This window comes from Aquincola agrisoli (assembly GCF_036621135.1).
Lineage (GTDB): Bacteria > Pseudomonadota > Gammaproteobacteria > Burkholderiales > Burkholderiaceae_C > Aquincola > Aquincola agrisoli.
On record NZ_JAZIBG010000017.1, the window covers coordinates 295,111 to 313,442 of the forward strand.

Genomic DNA, 18,332 nt, shown 5'->3' on the forward strand with positions numbered 1-18,332 from the left:
TGGTCAGGGCTCCGCGGAAAGGGGGCAGCCGTCCAGCAGCATGAGGCTGCGGGCCGGCACGGTGTGGGACGAGGTCAGCGCGGGCGCCCCGTCCGCCGGCGGCGTGGGCACCGACGTGTCGAGCAGGCATCGCCACCGGCCCGCCGGCAGCGCGAAGACGCGGTCGGCGGCGCCGGCGTTGCACAGCAGGATCAGCGGCCCTTCGGCCGCCCCGGGCGCGCCGATGTAGGCGGCCACCGCGCGGTCCGCCTCGTCGTGCCACTGCGCGGCATCGAGCGGCTCGCCATCCGCGCCGAACCACACCAGATCGGGCACGCCCTCGTCGTCGGTGAAGCCGCTGTACCAGCGCGGCGACAGCGGATGGTGCTCGCGCCGCAGGCGGATCACCCGTGCCGTGAACGCCAGCAGCGCGGCATCCGCCTCGGACCAGTCGATCCAGGTGATCGGGTTGTCCTGGCAGTAGGGGTTGTTGTTGCCTGCCTGCGTGTGGCCGAGTTCGTCGCCCGCCGCGATCATCGGCGTGCCCTGCGACAACAGCACCGTCGCCAGCAGCGCCCGCGCCAACCGCGCGCGGTTCTCGCACACGGCGGGGTCGGAGGTCGGGCCCTCGGCGCCGCCGTTCCAGCCCAGGTTGTGGTGGTGGCCGTCGCGGTTGTCCTCGCCGTTGGCGTGGTTGCGGCGCTGCTCGTAGGTAAGCAGGTCGCGCAGCGTGAAGCCGTCGTGCGAGACGACGTAGTTGACGCTTTCGCCCGGCGCGCGGCCGCGGTGGTGGAACAGGTCGGCCGATCCCGCCAGCCGGCGCGCGAAGTCGCCGCGGTGCACCGGGTGGCCGAGCCAGAAGGACCGCATCGTGTCGCGGAACCTGTCGTTCCACTCAAGCCAGCCGGCCGGGAACTGCCCCAACTGGTAGCCGCCGGGGCCGATGTCCCAGGGCTCGGCGATGAGTTTCACGCCCTGCAGCAGCGGATCCTGCCGCAGTGCCATGAAGAACGCGCCGTCACGATCGAAGCCGTGGTGGCCGCGGCCGAGCACCGGGGCCAGGTCGAATCGGAAGCCGTCGACGTGCATCTCGCCGACCCAGTAGCGCAGGCTGTCGAGCAGCAGCTGCAGCATGCGCGGCTGGCGGATGTCGAGCGTGTTGCCGCAGCCGGTGTCGTTCTCGTAGAGCGCTCGGCTCTCCTGGCGCAGGCGGTACCACGCGGCGTTGTCGAGCCCGCGGAAGCTGATGTGGGGGCCGTGTTCGTCGGTCTCGGCGCTGTGGTTGAACACCACGTCGAGGATCACCTCGAGCCCCGCCTCGTGCAGCCGACGCACCATGCGGCGGAACTCGTCGCGCGGGCAGGCGCCGGCGCTCGCATACGAAGGCTCGGGGCACAGGAAGCCGATGGTGTTGTAGCCCCAGTAGTTCGACAGGCCCATCAGCGCCAGCCGCTCCTCGTCGAGGTGCTCGTGCACCGGCAGCAGGCTCACCGCGGTGACGCCCAGTCGCTGCAGGTGGGCGATGGCCGCGTCGCTGGCCAGCCCGGCATAGGTGCCGCGCTGCGCCTCGGGCACGCCGGGGTGCAGCTTCGTGAAGCCCTTGACGTGCAGCTCGTAGAGCACGGTGCGGTCCAGCGGCGTGCATGGCGGGCGGTCGCCGCCCCAGTCGAAGCCGTCGTCCGTGGCCACCACGCGCGCCTTCAGCGCGTGGGAGGCGTTGTCCTGCGCATCGGTGCCGAAATGCTCCGGCCGCCAGGCGAAGCGGCCGACGATCTCGCGCGCCCACGGGTCGAGCAGCAGCTTGCGTGCATTGAAGCGGTGGCCCTCCGCCGGCGCCCAGGGCCCGTGCGCCCGCAGCCCATACACGAGGCCTGGCCGCGCCCCGGGCAGGTAGCCATGCCACACGTCGCCGCTGCGGCCGGGCAGGCGCAGCCGCGCGGTCTCCTGCCGGCCTTCGGCATCGAAGACGCAGAGCTCGATCGCCTCGGCGTGCATGGCGGGTACCGCGAAGTTGACGCCCTGCCCGTCCCAGTGGGACCCCATCGGCCACGGGCGGCCGGCTTCGACGGTGAAGGGCATCAGCTCGCCAACTCCAAGAAGACGGTGGCCAGCGGGGGCAGCGTCAGCAGCAACGACTGCGCGTGGCCATGCCAGGCTACGGCCTGCGACGCCGCCGCGCCGAACGGCGTGCCGACGTTGCTGCCGCCGTAGGCGGCCGCGTCGGTGTTCAGCACCTCGCGGTAGTGGCCTGGCTCCGGCACGCCGATTCGCCAGCCTTCGCGCACCACGGGCGTGAGGTTGCACACCACCACGATGAAGCGCCCATCGGCGCCGCGCCGCGCGAAGGCCAGCACCGAGTGGTGCGCGTCGTCGTGGCTGAGCCATTCGAAGCCGTCGGGGGTGAAGTCGCGCTGGTGCAGCGCCGGCGTGCGGCGATACAGCGCGTTCAGGTCGCGCACCAGCGACTGCACGCCGCGGTGCATCGGGTCGTCGAGCAGGTGCCAGTCGAGGCTGGCGTCGTGGTTCCATTCGCGCTCCTGCGCGAACTCGCAGCCCATGAACAGCAGCTTCTTGCCCGGGTGGCCGAACATGAAGCCGTAGTACGCGCGCAGGTTGGCAAAGCGCTGCCAGCGGTCGCCCGGCATGCGCGCGAGGATCGAGCCCTTGCCGTGCACCACCTCGTCGTGGGAGAGCGGCAGCACGAAGTTCTCGTTGAACGCGTAGACGAGGCTGAAGGTGATCTCGCCATGGTGGTGCTGGCGGTAGAGCGGGTCGCGGCCGAAGTAGTGCAACGTGTCGTGCATCCAGCCCATGTTCCACTTGTAGTGGAAGCCCAGCCCGTTGGCGTACACCGGACGGGAGACGGCCGGGAACGCGGTCGACTCCTCGGCGATCGTGACGGCCTGGCCGCGCTCCACGCCCACCACTTCGTTCAGCCGCTTCAGGAAGCCGATCGCCTCCAGGTTCTCGCGGCCGCCGAATTCGTTGGGCACCCACTCGCCGTCCTTGCGGCTGTAGTCGCGGTAGAGCATCGAGGCCACGGCATCGACGCGCAGGCCGTCGACGTCGTGCCGCTCCAGCCAGTACAGCGCGTTGCCGACCAGGAAGTTGCGCACCTCGGCGCGGCCGAAGTTGTAGATCAGGGTGTTCCAGTCCTGGTGGAAACCTTCACGCGGATCGGCGTGCTCGTAGAGGTGCGTGCCGTCGAAGCGAGCCAGCCCATGCTCGTCGGACGGAAAGTGCGCAGGCACCCAGTCGATCACCACGCCCAGGCCCGCGTCATGGGCCCGCTGCACGAAGCGGTCAAAGCCGCCCGGCCCCTCGCCCGGCGCGTCAAAGCGCGAGGTGGGTGCATACAGGCCGATCGGCTGGTAGCCCCAGGAGCCGTCGAACGGGTGCTCGCTGACCGGCAGCAGCTCCAGGTGGGTGAAGCCCATGTCCTGCGCATAGGGCACCAGCTCGTCGGCCAGTTCGTCCCAGGTCAGCCAGCGGTTGCCCTCGTGCGGCCTGCGTTTCCACGAACCGAGGTGCACCTCGTACAGGCTCACCGGCGCGTCGAGCGCGTTGGCCGCCTGGCGCTGGGCCGAAGGCGGCCGCAGCGCCGGCATCGGCGCAACGACGCTGGCGGTCGACGGCCGCAGCTCGCTCGCGCGGGCGTAGGGGTCGGCCTTCTGCGGCAGGCGGTGGCCCTGCGCGTCGAGCAGTTCGAACTTGTAGCGGGCGCCGGCCCGCACGCCGGGCAGGAACAGCTCCCACACGCCGCATTCGCTGCGCAGGCGCATCGGATGCGCCGCACCGTTCCAGTGGTTGAAGTCGCCGACGACGCTGACCCGTTGTGCATTGGGCGCCCACACGGCAAACGCCGTGCCTTCGACGCCCATCAGCTCGCGCGGCTGCGCGCCCAGCACCTCGAAGGGCCGCAGGTGCGTGCCCTCGGCGAGCAGCCACACATCGGTTTCACCGAGCAGCGGCGGGAAGCGGTACGGGTCGTCGACGACCGACTCGCCGCCGTCCTGCCATCTCACCTGCCAGCGGTAGTCGGCCGGCGCCGAGGCGAACGGCGCCTCGAAGAAGCCGTCCGGGTGGCGGGGTGCCAGCACGCCGACGGGCTGGCCGGTGGCGGCGTCGAGCACGGCCACGGCCTGAGCGCCGGGCAGCCAGGCCCGCAGCCACACGCGGGATGCCGCGCCGCTGCCGTCGTCATGCCGCCCGAGGACGGCGAAAGGGTCTGCGTGGCGGCCGCTGCGAAGCCGCTCGATCTCGTGGTCCGGCAGCATCAGCGGTGGTCTTCAGGGACGGGGTTCGACATGCCAGATCTCCTTCGCGTATTGGCCGATCGTGCGGTCCGCGGAGAACGGCCCCATGCCGGCCACGTTGGCGATCGCACTGCGGGCCCAGGCGTCGCGGTCGCGGAAGCGCGCGTCGACCCTCGCCTGGGCCTGGATGTACGCATCGTAGTCCGCCAGCAGGAAATAGTGGTCGCCCCCCCACAGCAGCGCGTCGATCAGGCCGCGGTAGCGGTCGCGCTCGTCGGGCGAGAACACGCCGGAGCCGATCGCATCGAGCACCGCCTTCAGCCGGGGATCGGCCTCGTACAGGCGCATCGGCTGGTAGCCGGCGCGGCGCTGCGCCTCCACCTCGGGCGTGCGCAGCCCGAAGATGAAGATGTTGTCGTCGCCCACGGCCTGGCCGATCTCGATGTTGGCGCCGTCCAGCGTGCCGATCGTCAGCGCGCCGTTGAGCGCCAGCTTCATGTTGCCGGTGCCGGAGGCCTCCGTGCCGGCGGTGGAGATCTGCTCCGAGAGGTCGGCGCCCGGCATGATCACCTCGGCCACGGAGACGCCGTAGTTCGGCACGAACACGACCTTCAGCCGGTCGCCGACGCGGCGGTCGTTGTTGATGACCGCGCCCACGTCGTGGATCAGCCGGATGATCTGCTTGGCCATGAAGTACGAGGACGCCGCCTTGCCGGCGAAGATCACCGTGCGGGGCTGCCACTCGGCGTTGGGCTGGTCGAGGATCGCGTGGTAGCGGGTCACGACGTGCAGCACGTTGAGCAACTGCCGCTTGTACTCGTGGATGCGCTTGACCTGCACGTCGAACAGGCTGGTGGGATCGACCTTCAGGCCGGTGCTGCGGGCGATCATCGCCGCCAGGCGCGACTTGTTGGCCTGCTTCGCCTCGGCGAAGGCGATGCGGAAGCTGCTGCTGTCGCCCTCGGTCTTCAGCCGCCCCAACTCGTCGAGGTCGAGCCGCCAGGCGGTGCCCAGCGTCTGGTCGAGCAGCGTCGCGAGCTTGGGGTTGGCCTGCGCGAGCCAGCGGCGCGGCGTCACGCCGTTGGTCATGTTGGTGAAGCGCTCGGGCCACAGGTGGGCGAAGTCCGAGAAGATGGTCTCCACCAGCAGGTCGGAGTGCAGCTTCGAGACGCCGTTGATCTTGTGGCTGCCCACGATCGACAGGTTGGCCATGCGCACGCGCTTCTCGCCGCCCTCCGACACCAGCGAGAGGCGGCGAAGGAAGTCCATGTCGTTGGGCCGCTTGGTGGCCGCGAACTCGAGGAAGTCGTGGTTGATGCGGAAGATGATGTCCAGGTGACGCGGCAGCACGTGGTGCATCAGGTCGACGGACCAGGTCTCGAGCGCCTCGGGCATCAGCGTGTGGTTGGTGTAGGAGAAGGTCTGCTGCGTGACCTTCCAGGCATCGCCCCACACGAAGCCGTGTTCGTCGACCAGCAGCCGCATCAGCTCGGCCACGCCGATCGCCGGGTGCGTGTCGTTCAGGTGGATCGCGACCTTCTCGTGGAGGTTGGCGAGCGACGGGTGCTCCGCGAGGTGGCGCGCCAGGATGTCCTGGATCGACGCGGAGGTGAAGAAGTATTCCTGCCGCAGCCGCAGCTCGCGGCCCGCGGGCGTGCTGTCGTTCGGGTAGAGCACCCAGGAGATGTTCTCGAACTCGTTCTTCACCTCCGCCGCACGGGCGTAGTCGCCCGAGTTGAAGGCGTGCAGGTCGATGTGCGCCGGCGCCACCGCCTTCCACAGCCTCAGCGTGCTGACCTTGTCGGTGCCATGCCCGGGGATCACCATGTCGTAGGCCTTGGCATTGACCTCGGCCGCCGGGCGCCACTGCGCCTTGCCGCCCGGCAGCGCCGGCTGCTCGACCCAGCCGCCGAAGCGCACCGGGTAGCCGATGCCCGCCCGCGGGAATTCCCAGGGCGTGCCGTTCTCCAGCCACGAATCCGGGTGCTCGACCTGCCGCCCGCCCTGGATCGATTGCGCGAACATGCCGTACTCGTAGCGGATGCCGTAGCCGAAGGACGGCAGGCCGAGCGTGGCCATCGAGTCGAGGAAACACGCGGCCAGCCGTCCGAGGCCGCCGTTGCCGAGGGCGGCGTCGGGCTCGCCAGCGGCCAGGTCCTCCAGGGTCTTGGCATGCTTCTCGGCGGCGGCGGCCGCGTCGCCCTGCAGCCCCAGCGACGCCAGCGCGTTGCCGAAGGTGCGGCCGATCAGGAATTCCATCGACAGGTAGTAGACGCGCCGCGCCTTCGATTCACGGTCGATGGCCTGGGTGCGCACCCAGCGCTGCGACAGCTGCTCGCGCACGGCCTGCGAGACGGCTTGCAGCACTTCGGGGGCGGCGGCATGGGCGGGTTCGACACCGACGGTGTCGAGCAGGTGCCGTTCGGTGGCAGCGACCAGGTCGGTCGCGGAAGTAGGGTTCGTCATGGTCCTGAGCTCCTTCGGGAAACGCCGGCCGGGGCATTTCAGTGGCCGCGATTTTGGTCACACCAGCAATATTCCGGCCGGGTTTCATGCTGCAATGCCTTGCCGGCGCAGCGTGGATGCAACGCGCAGCCTCGCCGCCCGGCGCAGGTGCAAGGGCCGCCATACCGGGCTATCCTGCCACCGTGCCCCGGCGCGACGCCGTCGCCCGCGGGCCCCCCTGCCGACCCCGGAAGTACATCGCAGTTACCAACGATCCCACGCCAACACACAACGGGAGACACCCATGGCCTCGCACGATGTGGCACGCAACTTCGACCTCCCAAAACGCGCCGTCGCCCTGGTCCTGGCCGGCGGCCGCGGCAGCCGGCTCAAGAACCTGACGGACCGCCGCGCCAAACCGGGCGTGTATTTCGGCGGCAAGTTCCGGATCATCGACTTCGCGCTGTCGAACTGCATCAACTCCGGCATCCGCCGCATCGGCGTGATCACCCAGTACAAGAGCCACAGCCTGCTGCGCCACCTGCAGCGCGGCTGGGCCTTCCTGAAGCCGGAGATCAACGAGTTCGTCGACCTGCTGCCCGCGCAGCAGCGGGTGGACGAGGAATCCTGGTACCGCGGCACGGCCGACGCGGTCTACCAGAACCAGGACATCATCGCGAGCTACCGCGCCGACTACATCGTGGTGCTGGCCGGCGACCACGTCTACAAGATGAACTACGCGCTGATGCTGGCCGACCACGTCGAGCAGGGCCACGACTGCACCGTCGCCTGCATCGAGGTGCCGCGCATGGAGGCCACCGCCTTCGGCGTGATGCACGTCGACGAGAAGCGGCGCATCCTCGATTTCGTCGAGAAGCCGGCCGATCCGCCGCCGATGCCGGGCAAGCCCGACCGGGCGCTGGCCAGCATGGGCATCTACATCTTCAATGCGCGCTACCTCTACCAGGAGCTGGAGCGCGACATGAACGACCCGAACTCGCAGCACGACTTCGGCAAGGACATCATCCCCAAGGCCGTCGCGTCCGGCAAGGCGATCGCGCACCCCTTCGACCTGAGCTGCGTCGGCGCGCTGCGCGGCGAGGAGGCCTACTGGCGCGACGTCGGCACGATCGATGCCTACTGGGACGCCAACATCGACCTCACCGCGACCGTGCCCAAGCTCGACCTCTACGACACCACGTGGCCGATCTGGACCTACCAGCCGCAGCTGCCGCCGGCGAAGTTCGTCCACGACATGGGCGACCGGCGCGGCACGGCGATCGAATCGCTGGTGTCCGGCGGCTGCATCGTCTCCGGCGAGGTGCGGCGCACGGTGCTGTATTCCGGCGTGCGCGTGCATTCCCACGCCAAGGTGCAGCTCTCGGTGCTGCTGCCCGACGTGCAGGTGGGCCGCGGCGCCCGGCTGACCAAGGTCATCATCGACCGCGGCTGCAAGATCCCCGACGGCATGGTGATCGGCGAGAACCCCGAGGAGGACGCGCAGCGCTTCGTGCGCAGCGAGGAGGGCGTGGTGCTGGTCACGCGCGAGATGCTGGCGGCGCTGCAATGACGGTGGCGGAACGGCCCGGTGCCTCGCTGAAGGTCCTGCACGTCGCGGCCGAGGTGTTCCCGCTGGTCAAGACCGGCGGGCTGGCCGACGTGGTGGCGGCGCTGCCGCCCGCGCTGCTGCGCGCCGGCGCCGACGTGCGGCTGCTCGTGCCGGGCCTGCCGCCGATGCTCGACGCGGTGCTGCACGGCAAGCGCGTGCTCGAACTCGGTGCGCTGTTCGGTGCCGGGCGCGTGACTTTGGTGCTCGGCCAGATGCCGGGCACGCGCGTGCCGGTCTACCTGATCGATGCGCCCTACCTCTACCGGCGCGGCGGCAGCCCCTACCAGGACAGCCGCGGCCACGAGTGGCAGGACAACCTGCAGCGCTTCGCCCTGCTGGGCTGGATCGGCGCCCACCTGGCCGCTGGCGAACTCGACGCCGGCTGGACGCCCGACGTCATGCACGCCCACGACTGGCACGCCGCGATGGCCTGCGCCTACGTCGCAGCGCACCCGCCCACCACCGCGGCAGCCGTCTACACGGTGCACAACCTGGCCTACCAGGGGCTGTTCCCGCCGGCCGACTTCCCGGCACTGGGGCTCTCGTCGCGCTTCATGTCGCCGTCGGGCCTGGAGTTCCACGGCCAGCTCTCGTTCATGAAGGCGGGGCTGAAGTTCGCCGATCGCGTCACCACCGTCAGCCCGACGTACGCCCGCGAGATCGCCACGGCGGAGCACGGCTTCGGCCTCGACGGCGTGATCCGCGGCCGCGGCCGCGACGTGCACGGCATCATCAACGGCATCGACGAAGCCGTGTGGAACCCGGCGACGGACCCCGGCATCCCGACCCGTTTCGACGTCCCCACCCTGCAGGCCGGCAAGGCCGCCTGCAAGCGCGCGCTGCAGCAGGAACTGGGGCTCGACGTCAAGGCCGCGGGCCCGCTGTGCGGCGTGGTCAGCCGGCTCACCTCGCAGAAGGGGCTCGACCTGGTGCTGGCGGCGCTGCCCGGGCTGCTGCAGCGCGGCGGCCAGCTGGTGCTGCAGGGCACCGGCGACCCGGCGCTGGAGGCCGCCTTCCGCATGGCCCAGCAGGCCCATGCCGGGCAGGTCGCCGTGCGCATCGGCTACGACGAGGCGCTGGCGCACCGCGTGATGGCCGGCGCCGACCTCGTGCTCGTGCCCTCGCGGTTCGAGCCCTGCGGCCTGACGCAGATGTACGCGCAGCGCTACGGCGCCTTGCCGGTGGTGCGCCGTGTCGGCGGCCTGGCCGACACGGTGGCCGATGCCACGCCCGAGGCGCTCGACACCGACCGCGCGACCGGCTTCGCCTTCGACGCCGCCACCGGCGGCGCGCTGGAAGAGGCCGTGCACCGTGCCTGCGACGTGTTCGTCGAACCGGTGATCTGGCAGCAGATGCGCCAGCGCGCAATGGCCCAGGACTTCTCCTGGGAGGGCCCGGCCCGGCAGTACCTGGCGCTCTACCAAGAGGCCGTGGCGGCGCGGGCCAGTGCGCCGCGCGGCATGCCGGAAGGCTGAGCCGCCCGCACCCTCAAAGCAAAAAGGCCGCTGTCTCCAGCGGCCTTCTTGGCGTCCGGCGCGTGCGCCGGTATCAGCGCGATGCCTGGCGGAAGCGCGATTCGGGACGCGTCTGCAGGTCGCCGGGCAGCGAGGCGATGTACTGCGCCATCGCCTTCAACTCGACGTTGCTGAACTGCTTGACCTGGCCGGCCATGATGGCGTTGCCGCGGCCGATGATCGGGCTGCCCGTGACCTTGTAGGCCTTCAGCGCGACGTAGAGGTAGTCGGCGTACTGGCCGGCGATCTTCGGATAGGTGCCGTCGATCGGCTTGGAGAAGTTGGCGCCGTGGCAGGAGACGCACGCCCCCTTGGTCAGCAGCGCCGCGACTTCGGGGCGGGGCTGAACCGCGGGTGCTTCGGGCACCGGGGCGGCCTCGACGACGTTGGCTTCGTAGAAGGCGGAGATGTCGGCGATGTCCTGGTCGGTCAGCGTGCCGGCCAGGCCGCGCATGGTGGGATGCTTGCGGTCGCCGGACTTGTAGCCGTTGAGCGCGGCGGCGATGTACTTGGCGTTCTGGCCCGAGATCTTCGGCACCATGTGCAGTTCGGGGAACGAGGCCTTGTACTCCGGGATGCCGTGGCAGCCGATGCACATCGCCACCTTCTTCTCGCCGGCCGCTGCATCGGGCTTGATGTCCTGGGCGTGGGCGGCCGGAACGGCGCCGGCAAAGGCCAGCACAAGCATCGAGGTGAGGACGTTGTTCATCGGTTTGGCGAAGGCTATGGCTACGGGCTTGAGTTCAACCGGCGATTATAGGGTGACCCTTATACTGGGCTGAACCCTTATCGGCTCGACCTCCAGGGCCGCCGCACCCATGAAATTCCAAGGCTCCGAACAGTACGTCGCCACCCCGGACCTGATGCTGGCCGTCAACGCCGCCATCACGCTGCAGCGGCCGCTGCTGGTCAAGGGCGAGCCCGGCACCGGCAAGACGATGCTGGCCGAGGAAGTGGCGGCCGCGCTGAACATGCCGCTGCTGCAGTGGCACGTGAAGAGCACCACCAAGGCGCAGCAGGGCCTGTACGAGTACGACGCGGTGAGCCGGCTGCGCGACAGCCAGCTCTCGGACGCCGACAGCGCCGCGAAGGTGCGCGACATCCGCAACTACATCGTGCAGGGCACGCTGTGGCAGGCCTTCACCGCCGACCAGCCCGTGGTGCTGCTGATCGACGAGATCGACAAGGCCGACATCGAGTTCCCGAACGACCTGCTGCGCGAGATCGACCGCATGGAGTTCTACGTCTACGAGACGCGCGAGCTCATCAAGGCGAAGCACCGGCCGCTGGTGTTCATCACCTCGAACAACGAGAAGGAGCTGCCCGACGCCTTCCTGCGCCGATGCTTCTTCCACTACATCAAGTTCCCCGATGCCGAGACAATGCAGCGCATCGTCGACGTGCACTTCCCGCAGCTCAAGAAGGAGCTGCTGGCCGCCGCGCTGAAGAACTTCTACGACGTGCGCGGCCTGCCGGGCCTGAAGAAGAAGCCCAGCACCAGCGAGTTGATCGACTGGCTGAAGCTGCTGGTGGCCGAGGACATTCCGCCGGAAGCGCTGCAAAGCAAGGACGACAAGGTCGCGGTTCCGCCGCTGCTGGGCGCCCTGCTGAAGAACGAGCAGGACGTGACGCTGTTCGAGAAGCTCGTGTTCATGCAGCGCCATAACCGGTAGATGGGGCACCCGGTGCCATGCGTACATGGCACCACCCGCCGGGCGGGTTGCGCGGCCGCTTCGGAGCGGCCGGGCGCTGGCCGCGCTTGATGGGGCACCCGGTGCCATGCGTACATGGCACCACCCGCCGGGCGGGTTGCGCGGCCGCTTCGGAGCGGCCGGGCGCTGGCCGCGCGTGATGGGGCACCCGGTGCCATGCGTACATGGCACCGCCCGCCAGGCGCCCGGCTACCGGCCCAGTCGCACCGAGAGATTGAAGCGCGGTTCGATGCGCTCGCCGTCGAAGGAGCGGTGGGCCGACAGGTCGAGCGTCGCGCGCCGGGGCGCCAGCCACCAGCGCAGGCCGATGACCTGCGCTGCGCCGGCCTCCTCCGCGGCAACCTGTACATACAAGAGATGCTCGCCCGCCACGCGCCACAGCGTGGACCACTTGGCGCGGGAGCGCAACGCGGCGGCGCTGCGGTCGCGGCCGAACTGAAGCTCCATCGCCCAGTCGTCATTGAGCCGCAGCAGGCTGCCGGCCGCGACCAGCGCACGGGCGGTCTGCCAGCCGAGGCGGGCGTCGCCGGTGGCCATCCAGCCCAGGCGCGCGCTGGTCATCAGCCGGTCCATGCGGGCGCTCATCCATTGGTCGACCGAGAGGTCGAAGCGCCGTGCCTGTGCCGCTGCGGGCCGCGAGGGCCGCGGCGCCGCCATGTTGAGCGCAAACCGCTCGCCGGGGCAGTCGCGGTCGGCGTGGTCGAACTGGCGCTCGCGCTGCTCGCCATTGGCGTCGGCAAAGGGATCGAGCGCACAGTTGCGCGGCGCGGCAAAGGCACCCGGCCCGAGCAGCGGCCGGCGTACCACCGGCTTGGCCAGCTGGATGCGCAAGCCCGACGCCGCCGCAGCGGGCGCCGGCACGGCCCATGGCGCGGCGTGCGCGGTGGCGGCAACACCGCCGGCGCCCCACAGCGCGCAGGCCAGCAGGCATGGCAGGACGGCAGCGTGCAGGAGGGGGCGCAGCGGTAGGTTCATGACGGGCGGCTGGTGGCGTCGGGAAGATTCCGGAGGATCCCTGCGGAAGAAGCGGGCCCAGCGATGGTGCGATCATCAGGCCGTGTGCCCCTCTGAACAGCAAGAAAAACACCAGTTCCCTGGCCTTGCTCGAACCTTCATGATCTGGCCTCTCCCCACCACCCTCACCGGCCGCTCGGCCACCCTGGTTCCCCTGGCACCCGACCATGCCACGCCGCTGGCCGACGCGGTGCGCGAAGGCGAGCTGTGGAAGCTCTGGTACACCTCGGTGCCTTCGCCGGAGCGCATGGCCGGCGAGATCGCGCGCCGCCTGGGCCTGCAGGAAGCCGGCTCGATGCTGCCGTTCACCGTGCTCGACGCCGCCGGCGTGCCCTCGGGCATGACGACCTACATGAACATCGATGCGGCCAACCGCCGCGTCGAGATCGGCAGCACCTGGCTCGGCGCCCGCGTGCAGCGCGGCCCGGTGAACACCGAGTGCAAGCGCATGCTGCTGGGCCACGCCTTCGAGGCGCTGGACTGCATCGCCGTCGAGTTCCGCACCCACCGCCTCAACACGCAGAGCCGCCGCGCGATCGAACGACTGGGCGCGCAACTCGACGGCATCCTGCGCTGCCACTCGCGCATGCCGGACGGCACCCTGCGCGACACCGCCGTCTACAGCATCACCGCGGCCGAATGGCCGACGGTGCGCACACACCTGGATTGGCAGCTCGCCAAGCCGCGCTGAGGAGCCGCACGCCATGGCCACCGGCAAGCCCTTCGACGTCGATGCCCTCTGGAAGATCGAGCGCATCGGGCCGCCCAGCCTGTCCCCCGATGGCTCGCAGGCGGTGGTGCCCGTCACACGTTATGCGATGCAGGCCAACACATCGCGCACCGCGCTGTGGCTGCTGTCGACGCTGGGCGGCCGCCCCCGCGCACTGACGCATGGCGGCGAGAAGGACGGCCAGCCGCAATGGAGCCCGCGCGGCGACCGCATCGCCTTCATCGGCCGGCGCGACCAGGAGGGCGAGCGCGACGGCACGCCCCAGCTCTACGTCATCCCCGCCGACGGCGGCGAGGCGCGGCGCGTCGCGACCGTGGCGACGGGCGTCGAGGCCTTCCGCTGGCTGCCCGACGGCCGGCGCATCGCCTTCATCTCGTGGGTGTGGCCTGCGCTGCGCGGGCCGAAGGCCCAGGCCCGAGCGCACAAGCAGCACCACGAGCGCAAGGAAACCGGCTACGCGACCAGCGAGACGCTCTACCGCTACTGGGACGACCAACTGCCGATGGGCCGGGTGCCGCACCTGCACCTGGTCGACGTCGACACCGGCCGGCTGCGCGACCTGTTCGAAGGCACGCCCTACGAACTGCGCCGCGCCGCGCCGGACGCCACCACCTTCGACATCGCCCCCGATGGCGAGCGCATCGTCTTCGCCTACGACCCGGCGCCGGACAAGCGCGTCGACGGCCGCTGCGCACTGGCCGAGCTGGTGCTGGCCACCGGCCGCATCGACCTGATCGCGCGCGACGCGGACTGGGGCTTCGCCGCCCCGCGTTACAGCCCCGATGGCGAGCGCATCGCGTTCGTCGCCAGCCACCAGGAGCGCAAGCACACCATGCCGGCGCAGCTGGCGGTCTGGGAGCGCAGCAGGCCCGGGGCACGAACCGGCCGCTGGGCGGTCGAGAGCGCCGAATGGGACCACGAGGTGCAGGCCCCGCTGCACTGGGAAGACGACGGCCAGGCCGTGCTGTTCGCCGCCGAGCAGCGCGGCCGCCGGCACCTCTGGCGCTTCGACCTGCCGGACCGCCGCGCCGAGGTGGTCTGCGAAGGCGGCTGGGTGCACGGCTTCGACAAGGCGGCAGGCACCACCGTCACGCTCGCCGACGCGGCCACGCACCCCGCCCGTGTGCACGCCTGCCTGCCGGGCCAGGCACCGCGGCGCATCGAGCGCTTCAACGACAGCCTGCTCAACGCGCACGCCATCGGCCGCAGCGAGGAAACCTGGTGCACCGGCGCGCAGGGCGACAAGGTGCAGGTGTGGCTGATGTACCCGCCGGGCTTCGACCCCGCCAGGAAGTACCCGCTGCTGCACGTCATCCACGGCGGGCCGCACACCGCGGCCGGCGACGTGTGGCACTACCGCTGGAGTGCCGCGGTCTTCGCGGCCCAGGGCTACGTGGTCGCGTCGGTCAACTACCACGGCTCGTCGGGTTTCGGCTATGCCTTCCTCGACAGCATCACGCACCGCTGGGGCGCGCTCGAGATGCAGGACATCGAGGCCGCGACCGAGCAGCTGCTGCGCGAGCCCTGGGCCGATCCGCGCCGCGTCTTCGCCGCCGGCGGCAGCTATGGCGGCTTCCTCGTCGCCTGGATGAACGGCCATGCCCCGCCGGGCCGCTACGCCGCCTACGTCTGCCACGCCGGCTGCTTTGACTGGACGGCGATGTTCGCCAACGACGCCTGGAGCTGGCACGTCCAGGAACTGGGCGGCGCCTACTGGGAACAGGCGGCGCAGGTCGCTGCGCAGAGCGCGCACACCTTCGCCGCCAGCATGGCGACGCCCACGCTGGTGATCCACGGCGCGCGCGACTACCGGGTGCCCGATGCCCAGGGCCTGGCCTACTACAACACGCTCAAGGCCCGCGGCGTCGAGGCGCGGCTGCTGTGGTTCCCCGACGAGAACCACTGGGTGGTGAAGCCCCGCAACAGCCAGCTCTGGTACGGCGAGTTCTTCGACTGGCTGCGCCGCTTCGACCCGGGCCAGCGCCCCGCCCGCAAGCGCCGGGCGTAGGCGCGCCCATTGCCTACACTGGGCGCCACGCCCCCTGCCGGACACCGCCATGCTGATCAATTTCTTCTTCACGCTGCGTGCGGCCAAGCTGCCGGTGTCGGTGAAGGAATACCTGACGCTGCTCGAAGCGCTGAAGGCCGACGTGATCGGCCCCTCGGTCGACGACTTCTATTACCTCGCCCGGACCACGCTGGTGAAGGACGAGGCCCACTTCGACAAGTTCGACCGGGCCTTCGGCGCCTACTTCAAGGGCGTGGAACTTCTGACCGACTTCTCGAAAGACGTGCCGCTCGAATGGCTGCGCAAGACGCTGGAGCTGGAGCTTTCGCCCGAGCAGAAGGCCGCCATCGAGAAGATGGGCTGGGACGAGCTGATGGAGACGCTGAAGAAGCGCTTCGAGGAGCAGAAGGAACGCCACCAGGGCGGCAACAAGTGGATTGGCACTGGCGGCACCAGCCCCTACGGCGCGTACGGCTACAACCCGCAAGGCATCCGCATCGGGCAGGACAAGGGCCGCAACCGCAGCGCGGTGAAGGTGTGGGACCAGCGCACCTTCAAGGACTACGACGACACGCTGGAGCTGGGCACGCGCAACATCAAGGTGGCGCTGCGCCGGCTGCGGCGCTTCGCGCGCGAGGGTGCCGCGGAGGAACTGGACCTCGACGACACCATCCACTCCACCGCCGCCAACGCCGGGCTGCTCGACATCAAGATGATCCCCGAGCGCCACAACAAAGTGAAGGTGCTGCTGCTGATGGATGTGGGCGGCACGATGGACGAGCACATCCACCGCGTGGAGGAACTCTTCAGCGCCGCCAAGACCGAGTTCAAGCACCTCGAGTTCTATTACTTCCACAACTGCGTCTACGACTTCATGTGGAAGAACAACCGCCGCCGCTACAGCGAGAAGTTCCCGACCTGGGACGTGATCCGCAAGTACAACAAGGACTACAAGCTGATCTTCGTCGGCGACGCGACGATGAGCCCTTACGAAATCTTGCAGCCCGGCGGCAGCGTCGAATACAACAATGAGGAGCCGGGCGCCGAATGGCTGCAGCGGCTCACCCATGCATTCCCCAAATTCGCATGGATCAACCCCGAACCGCAAGGCGTGTGGCAATACCGGCAGAGCATCGCCGTGATCCAGCAACTGATGAACCAACGCATGTTTCCGCTGACGCTGGCGGGCCTCGAAGGAGCGATGCGGTTGCTCAGCAAATGAGGTTCCACGCCGCCGGTGCCTGGCTGCTGGCTGCCTGCACGCTGCTGCCGGGTTGCGCGCTGCTCAAGCCCCCGCCCGAGGAAGCGCCGGCCACCGCCGAGGCCCCGGTCGCGCCGCCGGCGGTGCAGCTCGAGGTGGAGGCCCCCGGCACGCTCGACACGCTGCTCGAGACCTACCTCGACCTCGGCCGCCTGCGCGCACTGGCCCCGGACGAGCCGATCACCGCGGCCGAGCTGCGCCGGCTGGAGGCCGCGACGCCGGCGCAGGCGCGTGAGCTGCTCGAGACCGAGGGCTACTTCGACGCCGAGGTCGAGGTCAGGCGCGTCTCCGACGACCCGCCGCGCGTGCGGGTGAGCGTCAAGCCGGGCAAGCGCACCATCGTGCACGACGTGGTGTGGAGCGTGAAGGGCCCGCTTCAGGCGGCGATCGAGGCCGGCGATGCCAACGCGATGGCCGCGCGCAGCGCGCTGCAGGGCAACTGGCAGCTGCCGCCCGGCGCGCCGTTCCGCAACAGCGCCTGGAGCAGCGCGAAGAGCGCCTCGCTCGCGCAGCTGCGCGCATCGGGCTATGCCGCCGCGGGCTGGGAATCCACCCGCGCGGAGATCGATGCGGTCGACCAGGAGGCGGTGCTGTGGGTCACCGCCCAGTCGGGCCCGCTCTTCCGCACGGGCGAGCTGCGCATCCGCGGCCTGCAGCGGCATGACGAGCAGACCGTGCGCAACCTCGCCGACTTCCGGCCGGGCACGCCCGCCACCGAGAAGCTGCTGCTCGACTTCCAGGAGCGGCTGCAGCGCGCCGGCCTGTACGACCGCGCCGTGGTGACGATCAACACCGACCCGGCCGTCGCCGACGCCACGCCCGTGACGGTGCGGCTGGGCGAGCTGCCACTGCAGACGGCCATCGTCGGCCTGGGCTACAGCGCCAACACCGGCCCGCGGGCCACGCTCGAACACATCCACCGGCGCATCTTCGGCGAGCGCGCCACGCTGCGCAACAAGTTCGAGCTGGCGCAACTGCGCCAGGCCTGGGACGGCGAACTCACCTCGCATCCGCTGCCGGGGCTGAAGCGCAACCTGCTGGGGGGCGCCCTCGAACGGGTCGAATCCAGCAGCGACGTGGTGCAGTCGGTGCGCACCCGCCTGGGCCGTGCCTACGACGGCGAGCGCATCGACCGGCTGCTGTTCGTCGAGCTCGAGCGCTCCACCACCCGCAACGACCTGGGCCGGCAGACCTCGCGCGCCATCTCGCTCAACGCCCACGGCACCTGGCGCAACGTCGACAACATCCTGCTGCCGACCGACGGCGTGGGCCTGACGCTGCAGGGCGCGGCGGGCCAGGCCCACAGCGAGGACTTCGACGGCTCCACCCGCAACGGGCCCTACGTGCGCGCCTACGGCAAGCTGCAGTGGTGGAAGCCCGTGGGCGAGCGCTGGTACGCGCACACGCGGCTCGAACTGGGCCAGGTCTTCGTGCGCAACGACCTCACGGTCCCCGACAGCCAGCGCTTCCGCGCGGGGGGCGACGGCTCGGTGCGCGGCTACGGCTACCGCGACCTCGGGCCCGAGTCCGACGGCGTCGTCAACAGCGGGAACATGCTGTTCACCGCCAGCGCCGAGATCGCTCGGCCCATCCCCGCGGTGCCGGGCCTGTGGTGGGCCACCTTCGTCGACCTGGGCAACGCGGCCGACCGCTGGAGCGACCTCAAGCCCGCCGTCGGCATCGGCGGCGGCGTGCGCTACCGCAGCCCGCTGGGGCCGGTGAGCGTGGACCTCGCCTATGGCGAAAGAACCCAGTCGGTGCGGCTGCACCTGAACGTCGGCGTGCAGTTCTAGGCGCCCGAACC

General features: G+C 70.2%; 12 protein-coding genes. 7 read left to right on the top strand and 5 right to left on the bottom strand.

Annotated features, from left to right (window positions below; translation table 11 throughout):
• Positions 1-3 precede the first annotated feature (3 nt).
• Genes glgX through V4F39_RS06045 form a run of 3 tightly spaced genes read right to left on the bottom strand, consistent with a single transcriptional unit; the run spans position 4 to position 6,701 of the window.
• Positions 4-2,058 carry a glycogen debranching protein GlgX gene (glgX, locus tag V4F39_RS06035; protein WP_332288406.1) on the bottom strand — a complete coding sequence of 685 codons (2,055 nt, stop codon included), beginning with the start codon at positions 2,056-2,058 and terminating at the stop codon, positions 4-6.
• Entirely contained in the window at positions 2,058-4,256 is a 2,199-nt protein-coding gene (gene glgB, locus V4F39_RS06040) for a 1,4-alpha-glucan branching protein GlgB (RefSeq protein ID WP_332288407.1), read from the bottom strand. Before glgB ends, glgX begins: the two co-directional genes overlap by 1 nt.
• Before the next feature lie 12 nt (positions 4,257-4,268).
• Positions 4,269-6,701, bottom strand: coding sequence for a glycogen/starch/alpha-glucan phosphorylase (locus tag V4F39_RS06045; protein ID WP_332288408.1), 2,433 nt, complete (start codon positions 6,699-6,701; stop codon positions 4,269-4,271).
• Positions 6,702-6,984: 283 nt separating this feature from the next.
• Between V4F39_RS06045 and glgC the strand changes: the two genes are divergently transcribed.
• Complete coding sequence (gene glgC, locus V4F39_RS06050; RefSeq protein ID WP_332288409.1) at positions 6,985-8,250, top strand: glucose-1-phosphate adenylyltransferase; 1,266 nt, start codon at positions 6,985-6,987, stop codon at positions 8,248-8,250.
• A gap of 2 nt (positions 8,251-8,252) precedes the next feature.
• A complete protein-coding gene (glgA, locus tag V4F39_RS06055; protein ID WP_332288410.1) occupies positions 8,253-9,764 on the top strand; it encodes a glycogen synthase GlgA in 1,512 nt (503 codons plus the stop codon).
• A 73-nt stretch (positions 9,765-9,837) separates the two neighbouring features.
• Here glgA and V4F39_RS06060 read toward each other — a convergent pair whose 3' ends face one another.
• Positions 9,838-10,512, bottom strand: coding sequence for a c-type cytochrome (locus V4F39_RS06060; RefSeq protein ID WP_332288411.1), 675 nt, complete (start codon positions 10,510-10,512; stop codon positions 9,838-9,840).
• Between the two features lie 109 nt (positions 10,513-10,621).
• Here V4F39_RS06060 and V4F39_RS06065 point away from each other — a divergent pair, with 109 nt between their 5' ends.
• Positions 10,622-11,476: an AAA family ATPase gene (locus tag V4F39_RS06065; protein WP_332288412.1), complete on the top strand. Its 855-nt coding sequence runs from the start codon at positions 10,622-10,624 to the stop codon at positions 11,474-11,476.
• 228 nt (positions 11,477-11,704) lie between these two features.
• On the opposite strand, the gene V4F39_RS06070 is transcribed toward V4F39_RS06065, so the two are convergent.
• Complete coding sequence (locus V4F39_RS06070) at positions 11,705-12,490, bottom strand: hypothetical protein (protein WP_332288413.1); 786 nt, start codon at positions 12,488-12,490, stop codon at positions 11,705-11,707.
• Positions 12,491-12,629: 139 nt separating this feature from the next.
• Here V4F39_RS06070 and V4F39_RS06075 point away from each other — a divergent pair, with 139 nt between their 5' ends.
• From V4F39_RS06075 to V4F39_RS06090, 4 genes are read left to right on the top strand one after another with little or no spacing between them, the layout of a single operon-like run.
• Entirely contained in the window at positions 12,630-13,220 is a 591-nt protein-coding gene (locus V4F39_RS06075; RefSeq protein ID WP_332288414.1) for a GNAT family N-acetyltransferase, read from the top strand.
• Between the two features lie 13 nt (positions 13,221-13,233).
• Positions 13,234-15,267 (top strand): S9 family peptidase, encoded by a 2,034-nt coding sequence (locus V4F39_RS06080; protein WP_332288415.1) that lies wholly within the window; start codon positions 13,234-13,236, stop codon positions 15,265-15,267.
• Positions 15,268-15,316: 49 nt separating this feature from the next.
• Positions 15,317-16,489 carry a vWA domain-containing protein gene (locus V4F39_RS06085; protein ID WP_332288416.1) on the top strand — a complete coding sequence of 391 codons (1,173 nt, stop codon included), beginning with the start codon at positions 15,317-15,319 and terminating at the stop codon, positions 16,487-16,489.
• Positions 16,486-18,321, top strand: coding sequence for an autotransporter assembly complex protein TamA (locus tag V4F39_RS06090; protein WP_332288417.1), 1,836 nt, complete (start codon positions 16,486-16,488; stop codon positions 18,319-18,321). The genes V4F39_RS06085 and V4F39_RS06090 overlap by 4 nt, the downstream gene beginning before the upstream one ends.
• The last annotated feature ends 11 nt before the right edge of the window (positions 18,322-18,332 follow it).